Source organism: Mycobacterium sp. 23 (genome assembly GCF_048287075.1).
GTDB classification, from domain to species: Bacteria; Actinomycetota; Actinomycetes; order Mycobacteriales; family Mycobacteriaceae; genus Mycobacterium; species Mycobacterium gordonae_B.
The window spans coordinates 1,790,790-1,804,448 of sequence record NZ_JBLVUX010000005.1; the positions used below are offsets into that span (position 1 = coordinate 1,790,790).

Genomic DNA, 13,659 nt, shown 5'->3' on the forward strand with positions numbered 1-13,659 from the left:
TCACCGATTCCGGCGTACCCCGCGACCAACTGTACGTCGTGGCCATATCGGCGAATTCGGACACTCACAGCGGGTTGATTAGGTGGCTTATATAGCTCAGTAATATCGTGGTCCCGAGATCGGAGAGCATTCACTTCAAACAGGCAGGTGAAATTACGTGACTGGCGAGTCGGGCGCCGCGGCGGTTCCCTCAATAACCCTCAACGACGAGAACACGATTCCGGTGCTTGGCCTCGGTACCGCGGAACTGTCGGAGGACGAGACCGAACGCGCGGTGTCGGCGGCGCTGGAGATGGGCTGCCGACTCATCGACACGGCCGCTGCCTATGGCAACGAGGCCGCGGTGGGTCGTGCGATCGCCGCCTCCGGTATCCCGCGAGCTGAGCTTTTCGTCACCACCAAGCTCGCGACGGAGAACCACGGCTTCAACTTCGCCCAGGACGCCTGCAAGGCCAGTTTGGAGCGGCTCGGTCTCGACTACGTCGACCTCTACCTGATCCACTGGCCGGCGCCGGCGCAGGGCAAGTACGTGGACTCCTGGGGAGGACTGATCCAGTCCCGCGGTGAAGGACATGCCCGCTCGATCGGCGTGTCCAACTTCACCGCGGAGTACCTGGAGATGGTGATCGACCTGACGTTCGTCACGCCGGCCGTCAACCAGATCGAGCTGCACCCGCTGCTGAACCAGGAGGAAGTGCGCAAGGCGAACGAGGGGCACCAGATCGTCACACAGGCCTACACCCCGCTGGCGCTGGGGCGGTTGGCCGACAACGCGACCGTCACCTCGATCGCCGGCGAATACGGCAAGACGGCGTCGCAGGTGCTGCTGCGCTGGAACGTGCAGTTGGGCAACTCGGTCGTGTTCCGCTCGGCCAATGCCGAACACATCGCGGGCAACCTGGACGTGTTCGGCTTCGAGCTGGCCGCCGAGCACATGAATGCGCTGAACGGACTGAACGACGGCACCCGGCTTCGTCCGGACCCGGAGACCTACGCCGGCACCTGAGTACCCTCGCTTCGCCGAGAGTGACTTACACGACGCTGCCTCGGCGCGTCGCGTCGCGAAATTCACGCTCGGCGGCTCAGCCGGCCGGGCAAGTGGTCGCGGCGCGGCGCAGTACGTCACCCGAGGCCTGGTCCACCGGCAGCGCATAACCGCGCAGCACCGCGATGAACTGGACCGCGTACTGACAGGCGAATGCGGCGTTGGGCGGCATCCACAGCGCCGGCGGCGAATCACCTTTGTCCTGGTTGGCCTGCCCCTGTACGGCCAGCAGGTTGGCGGGATCGTTGGCGAAGCGCACCCGCTGCGCGACCGGCCAGCCGTTGGCGCCCATGTCCCAGGCGTAGGACAGCGGCACTAGATGGTCGATCTGCACCGCCTCGCCCACCTTGGCGCCGCGCTGGAACGCGATGACGGAGTTGGTGTACGGGTCGTGCAGGATGCCGGTGGCCACCGCTTCGGGGCAGCGCTTGGTGTAGACGTGCGTGACGTCCACCAGGTCGCGGTTGAGGATGTCGTCGCGGGTGTCGCAACCGTTGTGGCCGCCCGGGGCGTCGTTGTCGTCGGTCCAGGCATCGCCGAACGCCGAGCGCAGATAGTCATAGCGGTGCAGTCGCATCGGGACCACGGCGATGCCCTCCAGCACGTCGGCGCCGGGCGCCACGGTGGGAACGTCTGCGCGGGCGGCGAATTCGTCGGCATGGCGGGCCGCCGACGATCCCAACGCCTGATAGGCGACCACCAGGGCGAGCACCGCGACGGCGGCCAGCCACCACAACATCCGTGGTCTCACGACTTGTCCAGGTACTCGATGCGGTCTGCGTTGGTGAAAGGCGCTGCCACCAGGGCCAGGTCGGGGTTGGCGGGGTTCTCCTCGTAAGCGGCCAGACAGTACTCGCGGGCGGCCTCGATCAACTCCAGATGGTCGGCCAGCGACAGCAGTCGCAGCGTGATCGCCCGGCCGGACTGGTTGCGGCCCAGCACATCTCCTTCTTTGCGTTCCTTGAGGTCCAGGTCGGCGAGCGCGAATCCGTCCATGGTTGCGGCGACGGCCTTCAACCGCCTACCGGCCTGCGAGCCCTCCGAGCTCCAGGTCTCCAGCAGGCACAGGCTGGGATGCTGCCCACGACCGATGCGCCCACGCAGCTGGTGCAACTGGCTGATACCGAACCGGTCGGCATCCAGCACCAGCATCACGGTGGCGTTGGGGACGTCGACGCCCACCTCGATGACAGTGGTGCACACCAGCACGTCGATCTGGCCGGCACGGAACGCCGTCATCGCGTCTTCCTTCTCGTCGGCCGGCAGCCGTCCGTGCATGAGACCCAGTCGCAGGTCCGCCAGTTCCCGGGCGTGCAGCCGGGCGAACGTCCCCTCGGCTGTCGCCGAAGGCCGCTCTTCACTTTTGGCGTCGGCCTCGGTTTCGTCGATCCGCGGTGTCACCACATATGCCTGGCGGCCGGCGGCAACCTCTTCTCTGATCCGCTGCCAGGCCCGATCGAGCCATGCCGGCTTGTCCTTCATGAAAATCACGCTGCTGGTGATCGGCTGACGTCCCCGCGGCAGCTCCCGCAGGGTGGACGTCTCCAGGTCGCCGTACACGGTGAGGGCGACCGTGCGCGGTATCGGCGTCGCCGTCATCACCAGCAGATGCGGGGTGATTCCGGCGGGAGCCTTGGCGCGCAACTGATCTCGCTGTTCAACACCGAATCGGTGTTGCTCGTCGACCACGACCAGGCCCAGCTTGTGAAACTCCACCGCCTCCTGCAACAGCGCGTGGGTGCCGATGACGATGCCCGCCTCGCCGCTCGCGATCTCGGCGCGGACCTTCTTCTTCTGCCCGGCCGTCATCGACCCGGTGAGCAGCGCCACCCGGGTTGCCCGGTCGTCCCCGCCCAGCTGACCCCCCATCGCCAACGGGCCCAGCACGCTGTTGATCGACAGAAGATGTTGCGCCGCAAGCACTTCAGTCGGCGCAAGCAACGCACACTGATAACCCGCGTCGACCATCTGCATCATGGCCAGCACCGAGACGATCGTCTTGCCCGAACCGACCTCACCCTGCAGCAGCCGGTTCATCGGACGGGTCGCGGACAAGTCGTCGGACACCACCGCGAGGACATCGCGCTGGCCTTTCGTCAGTTCGAACGGCAGCCGGTGCATCAACTCCGCCGCCAGGCCGTCTTGGCGCGGCGGCGCCGCCGGTCCCGATTCGGACAGCTCGCCGTGCCGGCGGGCGACCAGCGCCCACTGCAGACCGACGGCCTCGTCGAAAGTCAGCCGGCGGCGGGCCTTGTCGCGCAGCGATTCCACGTCGGAGAGGTGGATGGCGCGCAGCGCTTCGTCTTCACCGATCAGGTCGTAGCGGGCCCGCAGGTCCGCCGGCAGCGGTTCGTGCACCGGATCCAAGACGGCGAGGACCTGGAGCACGCACGCATAGATGTCCCAGGTCTGCAATTTCGCGCTGGACGGGTAGATCGGGTAGAAGGGACGCTCAAACTCCTCCATCGCCACTTCGCCGCGGGAATTTCGGGAGGCGTCGGCGATGCTGCGCAGGGATTTACTGCCGTGAGTCCTTCCATGTGGCGAGTCGAGGATGAGGTAGTCCGGGTGGGTGAACTGCATGGCTCCTTTGAAGTAGCCCACCTCGCCGGAAAGCATCACCTTGGTGCCTTCCGTGAGGTCCTTCATGATGTATTCCGCGTTGAAGAACGTCGCCGTCACCTTGCCGCGGCCGGATCCGACGGTGATCCGAAGGAATTTCCGCTGTTTCTGGTTCGGCGACCGCTTCTTCATCCAGCCGGGCGACGCGGCCGTGATCACGTCGACGATGGTGATGTGCTCGCCTTCCTCGGGCCGCTCGTCCTCGATGCCGCGCGTGCCGTTGCGTGCGACGTAGCTTCGCGGGTAGTGACGCAGCAGGTCGCCGACGGTTTTGATGCCGAACACGTCGTCCAGCGGGCCGGCGGACTTCGCGCCGATGACCAGGTCGAGGCGATCACCCAGCCCTACGCCCACTACTCCACCCCGATCAACAGCACGTCGCCGCGATGCCCGGTGCGGTAGACCACCAGCTCGCTGCCCGGATGCCGGTCATGCATGTGCCGTTCCAGGACGCTGCCCACCGCCGCGATGTCGGAGTCGGCGAGTTCGGACCCGGTCAGCACCGTCACCAGGTCACCGCCGGACGCCAACAGCAGATCCAGCAGGCCGATGGCCGCCGCGGCGACATCGGCGGCCACGATCAGCACCTCGTCGCCGGCGATGCCCAGGCCGTCACCCGGCTTGCAGGTGCCCGCCCAGGTCAACGCGTTCTCGGTGGCGATGCGGACCGACCCGTGCCGGGCCGCCCCGGCGGCTCGCGCCATCGAGTAACCGTCGTCGACGGCCTGGCGGTCGGGGTCGTGCACGGCGAGTGCGGCCAACCCCTGCACCATCGACCCGGTCGGCACCGGCACCACGTCCACGCCCCAGCCGTTCGCGGCGGTGCAGCCCGCCACCAGCTCCTCGGCGGCCACGTACCCGTTGGGCAGCACCATCACCTGGGCGGCGCCGGTGTCCACCACGGCACGAACCAGCTGGTGGGCGGTGATGTCGGTGCCCTCATCCGGCCGCAGCACGCAGGCACCCTCGCCGGCGAACAACTCGTCGGCGCCGTCCCCGTCGACGACGGCCAGCACCGCCCGCTCGCGGGTCCAGCTGCCCGGAGGCAGGCCGGTGGCGCCGGAACTGAGCGCCGAGACCACGATCCGGCTCAGTTGGCCCGCCGCGACCCCGGCCTCGATGGCGGCGCCGGCGTCGTCGGTGTGGACGTGCACCGAATAGCTGTCCGAGGGGGTCGCCGCGAGGGCGACCGAATCGCCGAGTTCGCCGAGCCGGTCGCGCAGCGTGTCGGCCGCCGCCGCGTCGCAGCCGGCCAGCAGGTACATCACCTCGAACTGCGGGGCCGGACGCCGGGCGGCGGTGTCGGCGGGACGCGACTGTGGCGAGGGCTCGTAGACGGACCGTGCGGGCGCGCTTCCGGTGATGGTCGAGCGCAGTGAGTCCAGCATGACCAGCAGACCCCGGCCGCCGGCGTCGACCACGCCGGCGTCGGCGAGTACGTCGAGCTGCTCGGTGGTCTTCTCCAGGGCCACCACCGCCGCGTCACCCGCGTCGATGACCGCGCGGGGCAGCGTGTCGCCGGCCGCCGCGGACTGCTCGACGGCAGTGGCCGCCGCCCGCAACACCGAAACGATGGTGCCCGGAACCTCGTCGCCCCCCATCGAAGCCACCACCAGCTCCACCCCGCGCCACAGCGCCGCACCGAGCGTTGCCGCGTCCATGGCGGGCAGGTCGCCGCCGGCGTCGCCGGCCGCATCCGCGGTCACCTCGGCGATACCCAGCAGAATCTGGGACAGGATCACCCCGGAATTGCCACGCGCGCCGGTGACCGCCCCGGCCGACAGCGCGGCGGCCACCCGGGCCACGTCGGTGTCCCGATCGGCTTCCGTGTCGGCTTGCGCCAGCGCGGAACGCATCGTGAACAGCATGTTTGCGCCAGTGTCGGAGTCGGCGACCGGGAACACGTTGAGCTGATTGATCTCGTCGATGTGGGTGATCAGGTCGCTGACCGCGGTGTGCGCCCAGTCGCGCAGGGCCAAGCCGTCCAACGGACGATCCGACGTGACCAACCCGACCCCACCTCCTTATTGCACGTTCCGGGCCCCCGGTGCGCGCCAGAGTAACCGTGCAAGAGCCTAGTCAGCCGGGGCGACAGCCGCCGGGAGGCGTTTTGGAGGTTGCCGACCACAGTCGGTATCCTGGGACTCCCCTGGGCTATCCTGGGCTATTCCGGCTCAGTTTCCCGGACCCGTTCACGGAGTCACCGGACCCCAGCAACAGACTTGAGGAGTTTGAACCATGGCCGCTGTGTGCGATATCTGCGGGAAAGGCCCCGGCTTCGGTAAGTCGGTGTCGCACTCCCACCGCCGCACCAGCCGCCGGTGGAACCCGAACGTTCAGACCGTGCACGCCGTGACTCGTCCCGGCGGCAACAAGCAGCGCCTCAACGTCTGCACCTCGTGCATCAAGGCCGGCAAGGTCACCCGCGGCTGAGGCCTCGCTCGCCGCGGCTCGCCACCCGGTGAATCTGCAGCGGAAGTGCGATTGCCGGTCCGCCCCGGCCTCCAAGTAACGTCACCAGAGGGTTTGGCGTAAACAACGGAGTACAGCCGAGGTGGTTCCACGTGAGTGACAGCGCTATCGCCATCACCAACCTGATCTACACCTACGCGCAACTTCTGGACGGCGGCGACCTGGACGGGGTCGCGAGGCTCTTCGAGCACGGCCGCATCTGCGGCGTCGAGGACGGTCCGCCGGAGACGGTATTCGCCGGAGCCGCCCGGGTGCGCCAGATGTATGAAATGGCCACCCGGATCTACGAGGACGGCACGCCCAAGACCAAACACAACACCACCAACGTGCAGCTGCACATCGACGACGCCGCCGGAACCGCGACCAGCACGTCGTATTACTGCGTCACGCAGGCCACCCCCGAGTTGCCGCTGCAGGTGATAGTGACCGGGCACTACAAGGACACGTTTCACCGACTCGACGGCACCTGGTGGTTCGACAGCCGCACCATGTTCGTCGATCAGGTTGGCGATGTCAGCCGGCATCTGAAGTTCTAGTGGTGACGCCGTTCGACGCCTCGGCGGTGCTGGCCGAGGCGCAACGCAAGGAGTCGCTGACCGATTGGGGCCCGGGCGATTTCGAAGGTCCGCTGCGGGTGCTGCTCGCCGACTATGCGCGTGCCGACCTCAACATGATCGGCACCCACATCCTGCGGTCCGGGATCGTGCACAGCCTGCGGATGCGGCTGCGCACGCAGGAGTGGATCCGGCGGCATCCCGAAATCCTCGACGAGCGGGTCGCCACCCCGATCGTCGTCGTCGGAATGATGCGCAGCGGAACGACTCTGGTGCAGCGACTGCTGGCGGCCGACCCGCGCTTCCTGTGCGCTTACGGCTGGGAGGTGGTCGAGGCCGCGCCGAAGCTCGACGAGGCGTTCACCGGTACCGACCCCCGCATCGCGATCAGCGAAGCGCGCGAAGCGAAGTCGCGCGAACTCGCGCCGGATCTCTTCACCATCCACCCGATGTATGCGCGGGAAGCCGAGGAGGAGATCGTCTTCCTGGCCGACGCTTTCCTCTCACACGTCCCCGAGTCCGGTGCACATCTGCCGCACTACCGGTCCTGGCTCGACGAGCAGGACTTCACGCCCGCCTACGACTACCTGTACCGCATGCTGCAGTTTCTGCAGTGGCAGAAGCGCCGCCGAGGTGTGCCGGGGCGGCGCTGGGTGCTCAAATCGCCGGCCCACCTGGGTTATCTGGATCTGTTGCGCGCCAGGTTCCCCGGCCTGCACCTGGTCCACATGCACCGCGACCCGCGGACCACGATCGCGTCGGGAGCCAGCCTGAACGCGACGTTGCATGCGATGCACGCCGACACCGTCGACCGATACCGGGTCGGCGCGGAGTGGTTGCAACGCATGGGATGGAGCAACGACCGGGCGATGACGGTACGGGACGGTTGGGACTCCGGCTGCGTCACCGACATTCAGTTCGACGACGCGGTGGCCGATCCGATCGGACAGGTGGCGCGCGTATACGAGTCCATCGGCGAGCCGCTGACCGATCAGGCGCAGCAGGCCATGCGGCACTGGCTGCGGGTGCGCCCGCGCGAAGCGTCCCGCCCGCCCTACCGGCTGGCCGAATACGGCCTGGGGCCCGAGCAGGTCGACGAACGATTCACGTTGTACAACAAGCGTTTCCGAGACAGGAGCAACGCATGACCGACCACCCGGTGTCCACGGCGTCCCAGCGCGAACAGGAACTGGCCGCGCTGGAGTTGATCGAGCATCCCACCGTCAAGGCCGTCTACCACGACGTCGCCCAGACGTGGCTGGGCCGCGCGAAGGCGTCCGAGGCGATGCGCGAGCGGTTCGACGACGCCTTCGCCGAGGTGATGTTCTCGGCGGCGGTGTGGTCGTCCAACCAGGACAAGCTGCGGCCCAAGGTCAGCTGCATCACCCGGTTGGCCCATCCGGTGGACGGCCGGCGCATCCCTGGGTCCCGTTGGGGCATCGACAATCCCGACAGCGTGTACCGGGTGATACCGATCTCCGGGGACGAACGCTACGAGATCCACGGGCGGGTGGGTGAGCACCGGATGACCGAGAACTACTTCACCCTGTGGGACGCGCACATGGGCACCGTCGACGTGCTCAACGGCCGCACCATGGAGGTCGACTCCGACGGCAGCTTCACCATCACCGTCGACGCCGACCCGGCGGGCGGCCGGCCCAACCACGTACAGAGCACCCCGCAAGCGCACGAGTTCTACATCCGCGACGTGCTGCTCGACTGGGCTCGCGACGATCCCAATCACTTTGCGATACAGCGCCTTGGCGGCCCACCCGCGACGCCGGCCCGCACTCGTGACGAGCAAGCGGAGGCGACGGCGTCGATGATGGCATACTTCGCGAACTTCACCGGCAAGCTCAGCCACGGCGTGTACAAGATGCCGGCCAACCGGTTCGACCTGGCCTGGTCCGCGGACACCGACGGCGCGATGCGAAACCAGTTCTACGTCATGGGCCGGTTTGACCTGGCGCCCGACGAGGCGTTCGTGGTCGACCTCAATGATGGTGGCGCCGAATATTTCACGGTGCCGCTGAGCAATATCTGGGGCACCACGCTGGACATCGTCGACCGCACCGGCAGCCTCAACAAGGCGCAGTCGGTGGCCAACGACGACGGGACCTACACCTACGTGATCTCGCCGGTCGATCCGGGCGTGGCGAATTGGATCGACACCGACGGGCTGCGCGAAGCCATCCTGACGCTGCGGATGGCGGAATTCGGTGCGACGGGACCGCGCGCGGGTCTCGGCGCGCACGGGCGCGTGGTCAAGCTGGACCGGCTGGACGCCGAGGTACCTGATTTGCCGCGGGTGAGCTCCGAACAACGGGCAGCGGAGCTGGCCGACCGGCGAGCGGCGTATCTGCGGCGCCTGCCGGAAGGGACGGCCTGAGATGGCGCGGTGGTTGGTGACGGGCTGCTCCACCGGTTTCGGCCGCGAGATCGCCCGTGGCGCTCTGCAAGCCGGTCACAGCGTGGTGGTGACCGCGCGGCGGGCCGACGCCGTGCAGGACCTGGCGGACGAATTCGGTGATCGGGCTCTGGCGGTGGCTCTGGACGTCACCGACGCCGCTCAGATCGCGGACGCGGTCGGCGCGGCCGAGCAGGCTTTCGGCGGGATCGACGTGCTGGTCAACAACGCCGGTCACGGGTATCTGTCGGCGGTGGAGGAGGGCGAGGACGCGGAGGTCCGGAAACTGTTCGACGTCAACTACTTCGGCGCGGTCGACATGATCAAGGCGGTGCTGCCCGCGATGCGCGCCCGCCGCGCCGGGCACATCGTCAACATCTCGTCGATGACCGGCCTGGTAGCCAACCCGCCCAACGCCTATTACTCGTCGACCAAGTTCGCACTGGAAGCGGTGACCGAAGCCCTGGCCACCGAGGTCCGTCCGCTCGGGATCAAGGTGACCGCCATCGAACCCGGCGCGTTTCGCACCGACTGGGCGACCCGATCGATGAAGGAAACCGGCACGCCGATCGCTGATTACGCCGACGTCGCCGCGCGCAAGGACCTGATCAAGCAGTTCGCCGACCATCTTCCGGGCGATCCGCGCAAGGTCGCCGAGGCGGTGCTGATGGTGACCGAACTCGACGATCCCCCGTTGCGGCTGCTGCTGGGACGTGACGTGCTGAAAGCGATGCGAGACAAGATTGCCGCGCTATCCGCGTCTATCGAGGAGTGGAAGGCCGTGACGAAGGACGTGAATTTCCCGGGGAGCTAGGTCATTCGTCGAGGAACACCACGTGCTTGTCCAGGCTGTCGCGGCCGATCCGTAACGAGTTGGCCGGGAAGTTCGGGTCGGGGTAGCCGACCGCGAGGCCGCACAGGATACGCATGTCCGCGCCGATGCCCAGTTGCTCGCGGACGATCTCGGGATAGCCGGCGATCGACACCTGAACACAGGTGCCCAGGCCGCGAGCGGTCAACGCCAGCAACAGGTTCTGCAGGAACATCCCGACACCCATGCTGTCGACGACATCCAGGTCCTCGTGCATGAACACGACCCCGCCGAGCGGGGCGCGGAAGAATTCCCAGTTGCGCAGCACCGCTTCCTGGCGCCCGGGCGCGTCGTCGCGGGCGATGCCCATGGAGCCGTAGACCTGCGCACCCAGCTCGCGCCGCAGGTGGGCAAAGGCCGGTGGCAGTTGCGGAACCCGGGGTGGTTCGGCGCGGGCCTTGGCTAACAGGGCCGAAACCAACCGGTCTCTGGCGGTGCCGCTGGTGAAAACCATTCGCCATGGCTGGACATTGGAGTTGGAAGGAGCACGCATCGCCAGCTCCAGCGACTCTTGGACCAACTGTCGCGGCACCGGGTCGGGCAGGAACATGCGGCTGGACCGGCGCCGACGGATGGTGTCCTCGAGGTCGTACACGGGCTTCATCCTGACAGGGTCAATCGCGGACGACGAGGACGGTCTTTCCGGCCCGCCGGCCGGGGCGGCTGCCGCTTTCGAAGGCCTCCCGGCCCTGCGCGAGCGGGAAGGTGCGGGCGATCTCCACGTGCAGCCGGCCACCGTCGACGAGTTGAGCTAGTTCGGTGAGCTGGCGCCGGTCGGCGATGACGATGAAGAACGTTGCGGTTACGCCGAATTCGGTGTCCTTGCCCGGCGGCGGCGGTGCGCTCAGGGTGACGAGGCGGCCACCGCGGCGCAGTACGCCGAACGACCGGTCCAGGGTCTCACCGCCCACGGTGTCGATGACGACGTCGTAGGCCGCGCCCGCGTCATCGAAATCGTCTGTGCGCGTGTCGATCACGTGCCGGGCACCGAACCCGCGGACGAGTTCGCGCGTGTCGCTGCGCACGGTCGCGGTGACCTCGGCTCCCAACCGGGCCGCGAGTTGGACCGTCAAAGCACCCACTCCCCCCGCACCGCCGTGAACCAGTACCTTCTCGCCGGGACGAACCGCGGCGTGGTCGACCACAGCCTGCAGCGCGGTGAGCCCGGCCAGCGGAAGCGCCGCCGCGACCGGGTGGGACACGGTCGACGGTTTGGCCGCCAGGTCGGTCGCCGGCATGGCGACGAATTCGGCTGCGGCGCCGTCGCGGTCGAATCCGACCAGTCCGTACACCTCGTCGCCGGGCTGGAAATCCCGAACCCCCGGCCCGATTTCGGCGACGACGCCCGACACTTCGTGCGACACGATCGTCGGCGTCCGATCGACCCCGTCGCGCGTCCACGTCTCTTCCCACGTCAACTCGTCGAACGTGATGGCCGCGGCATGCACGGCGACCAGCAGTTCGCCTGGCGCCGGGACCGGTACCGGCGCCGACTCGACGGTCAGCACTTCCGGGCCGCCGCGGCGGTGCGCCCGCAATGCGGTCATCTCGGTCACGGCAGCTTCCAATCGATCGGGTCGGCCCCCATTCCGGTGAGCAGTCCATTGGCGCGACTGAACGGCCGCGACCCGAAGAAGCCACGCGAGGCGGACAGCGGCGACGGGTGCGGCGATTCGATGGCGACGCAGTTTCCTTCGGCCAGCATCGGTTTGAGCGTGGATGCGTCGCGCCCCCACAAGATCGCCACCAGCGGCTGGTCACGTCCGACGAGTGCGCGAATGGCGCACTCCGTCACGGCTTCCCAACCCTTGCCCCGGTGTGACGCCGGATTGCTGGGACGCACGGTGAGCACCCGGTTGAGCAACATCACACCGCGCTGGGACCAAGGTGTCAGGTCGCCGTTGGAGGGCTGCGGGAAACCGAGGTCGGCGCTGTATTCGTCGAAAATGTTGGACAGGCTGCGGGGCAGCGGGCGCACGTCCGGCGCCACCGAGAAACTCAGACCCACCGCGTGGCCGGGCGTCGGATAGGGGTCCTGGCCCACGATCAGCACCCGGACGTCGTCGAAAGGATAAGTGAAGGCGCGCAACACGTTCGGGCCGGCGGGCAGGTACCGTCGACCGGCCGCGATCTCGTCCCGCAGGAACTGCCCCATCCGGCTTACCTGGTCGGCCACCGGTTCCAGCGCCGTCGACCAGCCCTGTTCGACGAGTTCACTGAGCGGACGCGCGGTCATGACAGACCCTTGACCAGCAGCACCACGGTGTCGGCACCGGCCCGGCGGTCCCGCGAAATCTCCTGATAATCCGGTGATTGCGCCCAATCGTCGAAGGCGGTCTCGTCGGGGAACGACATCAGCACCACCTTCTCGCGGTCCCAATCCCCCTCGACCACCACCGGCGACTCGTCGGCGGCGAGCACTGTTCCGGAATAGCGGCGGAAGACGTCCATGAATCCCGCCTGGTACCGGTCATAGGACGCTCGATCGGTGAACCGCAACTGGGCGATCGCGTAGACGGTCATCGTCGCCACCCTATTGGAACGATTGCCACCCCGCGTATCCCTCCCACTCCTTGCCGTCGACCAGCACCCGGCCCGGTCCCTCGAGAACGCGCCCGATCACCCGCCAACCGGCCGGCGCCGCATCAGCGAAACACGCCGCCAGGGCATGATCTTCGCCGCCGCCGAGCACCCACTCCCAAGGATCGGCGCCGACGGCCTCGGCCGCCCGCGACACCGCGTCATGGTCGACGGCCAGCGCCTCGGTGGACAGGTCGATGGTCACCCCCGACGCCTCGGCGACATGCCGCAGATCGGCCACCAAGCCGTCGGAGACGTCGATCATCGCCGTAGCGCCGGCGGCCGCGGCCATCGCCCCCTCGCCATACGGTGGCAATGGCACCAGGTGCCGGTGGCGAAGGCCGTCAAAATCTTCAACTCCCTTGCGCCACAACTCGTATCCGGCAGCCGACCGTCCCAGATCACCGGCGACGGCCAGCACCGAGCAGGGCCGCGCGCCGGACCGCAACACCGGCGCGCGGCCCTCGAGATCTCCCAGCACCGTCACCGATATCACCCACTGCGGACAGCTGACCAGGTCACCGCCCGCGATACCGGCGCCGACCCGGCGGGCCTCGTCCCACATGCCGTCCACCAGCGCAGCGGCCTGTGTCTCCGGGGTGTCGCCCGGCGCCCCGAAACCCACGACGAACGCGGTGGGCCGGGCGCCCATCGCTTCGATGTCGGCGGCGTTCTGGGCAATCGCCTTGCGCCCGACGTCGTACGGCGTCGACCAGTCCAGCCGAAAGTGCCGATCCTGCACCAACATGTCGACCGACACCACGGTGCGTCCATCGCTGCCCGATACCACCGCCCCGTCGTCGCCGGGACCGAGCGTGACGGCGGCGGGCTGCCGACGGTCTCGCACCAACCGCTCGATCACCGCGAACTCGCCGACCTGCCGCAGTGTCAGGGACTCCCCCGCATCGTCGTCGCGCACGTCACCTCATCTCTGCGCACCCCGGCCGTGTGACGCCCCCCGGACGGCCGTCCGACCTGCGGTAAGTTGGGTTTCAGCCCATTCGGGTGGACCGGGCCAGTGTAGTCGTGGCCGTGCGTCGGATCGCAGAGGAGATAGCCAGGTGACAGGCAGGTGACAGGCGCGGCCGAATCCGGCGGCCCGCCACGC

The 13,659-nt window shown here is 68.0% G+C and carries 14 protein-coding genes; 6 read left to right on the plus strand and 8 right to left on the minus strand.

Annotated elements, in window-relative coordinates; genetic code table 11:
• Positions 1 to 157: 157 nt before the first annotated feature.
• Positions 158 to 1,006 (plus strand): aldo/keto reductase, encoded by an 849-nt coding sequence (locus tag ACNQS7_RS09155; RefSeq protein WP_418012309.1) that lies wholly within the window; start codon positions 158 to 160, stop codon positions 1,004 to 1,006.
• Between the two features lie 76 nt (positions 1,007 to 1,082).
• Here ACNQS7_RS09155 and ACNQS7_RS09160 read toward each other — a convergent pair whose 3' ends face one another.
• The 3 genes from ACNQS7_RS09160 to ACNQS7_RS09170 are packed head-to-tail and all read right to left on the minus strand — an operon-like array spanning position 1,083 to position 5,676.
• A complete protein-coding gene (locus tag ACNQS7_RS09160) occupies positions 1,083 to 1,784 on the minus strand; it encodes an HNH endonuclease family protein (protein WP_418015941.1) in 702 nt (233 codons plus the stop codon).
• An 8-nt stretch (positions 1,785 to 1,792) separates the two neighbouring features.
• The gene (gene recG / locus ACNQS7_RS09165) at positions 1,793 to 4,021 is read right to left on the minus strand and encodes an ATP-dependent DNA helicase RecG (protein ID WP_418012310.1); all 2,229 of its coding nucleotides are present in this window, start codon (positions 4,019 to 4,021) and stop codon (positions 1,793 to 1,795) included.
• Positions 4,021 to 5,676 carry a DAK2 domain-containing protein gene (locus tag ACNQS7_RS09170; RefSeq protein ID WP_418012311.1) on the minus strand — a complete coding sequence of 552 codons (1,656 nt, stop codon included), beginning with the start codon at positions 5,674 to 5,676 and terminating at the stop codon, positions 4,021 to 4,023. Before ACNQS7_RS09170 ends, recG begins: the two co-directional genes overlap by 1 nt.
• A 229-nt stretch (positions 5,677 to 5,905) precedes the next feature.
• Between ACNQS7_RS09170 and rpmB the strand changes: the two genes are divergently transcribed.
• From rpmB to ACNQS7_RS09195, 5 genes are all read left to right on the plus strand, one after another.
• Positions 5,906 to 6,100: a 50S ribosomal protein L28 gene (gene rpmB / locus ACNQS7_RS09175; protein WP_036354526.1), complete on the plus strand. Its 195-nt coding sequence runs from the start codon at positions 5,906 to 5,908 to the stop codon at positions 6,098 to 6,100.
• Between the two features lie 131 nt (positions 6,101 to 6,231).
• Complete coding sequence (locus ACNQS7_RS09180) at positions 6,232 to 6,675, plus strand: nuclear transport factor 2 family protein (RefSeq protein WP_310785303.1); 444 nt, start codon at positions 6,232 to 6,234, stop codon at positions 6,673 to 6,675.
• Positions 6,675 to 7,841, plus strand: a complete 1,167-nt coding sequence (locus ACNQS7_RS09185) for a sulfotransferase family protein (protein WP_418012312.1) — start codon at positions 6,675 to 6,677, stop codon at positions 7,839 to 7,841. Before ACNQS7_RS09180 ends, ACNQS7_RS09185 begins: the two co-directional genes overlap by 1 nt.
• Positions 7,838 to 9,082: a hypothetical protein gene (locus ACNQS7_RS09190; protein ID WP_418012313.1), complete on the plus strand. Its 1,245-nt coding sequence runs from the start codon at positions 7,838 to 7,840 to the stop codon at positions 9,080 to 9,082. The genes ACNQS7_RS09185 and ACNQS7_RS09190 overlap by 4 nt, the downstream gene beginning before the upstream one ends.
• A 1-nt stretch (position 9,083) precedes the next feature.
• A complete protein-coding gene (locus ACNQS7_RS09195; RefSeq protein ID WP_418012314.1) occupies positions 9,084 to 9,914 on the plus strand; it encodes an oxidoreductase in 831 nt (276 codons plus the stop codon).
• Position 9,915: 1 nt separating this feature from the next.
• On the opposite strand, the gene ACNQS7_RS09200 is transcribed toward ACNQS7_RS09195, so the two are convergent.
• From ACNQS7_RS09200 to ACNQS7_RS09220, 5 genes are read right to left on the minus strand one after another with little or no spacing between them, the layout of a single operon-like run.
• On the minus strand, positions 9,916 to 10,575 hold the full coding sequence (locus ACNQS7_RS09200; RefSeq protein ID WP_418012315.1) for a nitroreductase: 660 nt from the start codon (positions 10,573 to 10,575) through the stop codon (positions 9,916 to 9,918).
• Between the two features lie 10 nt (positions 10,576 to 10,585).
• Positions 10,586 to 11,518 (minus strand): NADP-dependent oxidoreductase, encoded by a 933-nt coding sequence (locus ACNQS7_RS09205; protein WP_418015942.1) that lies wholly within the window; start codon positions 11,516 to 11,518, stop codon positions 10,586 to 10,588.
• A gap of 5 nt (positions 11,519 to 11,523) precedes the next feature.
• Positions 11,524 to 12,207 (minus strand): uracil-DNA glycosylase, encoded by a 684-nt coding sequence (locus ACNQS7_RS09210; RefSeq protein ID WP_418012316.1) that lies wholly within the window; start codon positions 12,205 to 12,207, stop codon positions 11,524 to 11,526.
• Positions 12,204 to 12,494, minus strand: a complete 291-nt coding sequence (locus ACNQS7_RS09215; protein WP_418012317.1) for a DUF1330 domain-containing protein — start codon at positions 12,492 to 12,494, stop codon at positions 12,204 to 12,206. Before ACNQS7_RS09215 ends, ACNQS7_RS09210 begins: the two co-directional genes overlap by 4 nt.
• 10 nt (positions 12,495 to 12,504) lie before the next feature.
• Positions 12,505 to 13,470 carry a thiamine-phosphate kinase gene (locus ACNQS7_RS09220; RefSeq protein ID WP_418012318.1) on the minus strand — a complete coding sequence of 322 codons (966 nt, stop codon included), beginning with the start codon at positions 13,468 to 13,470 and terminating at the stop codon, positions 12,505 to 12,507.
• Between the last annotated feature and the right edge of the window lie 189 nt (positions 13,471 to 13,659).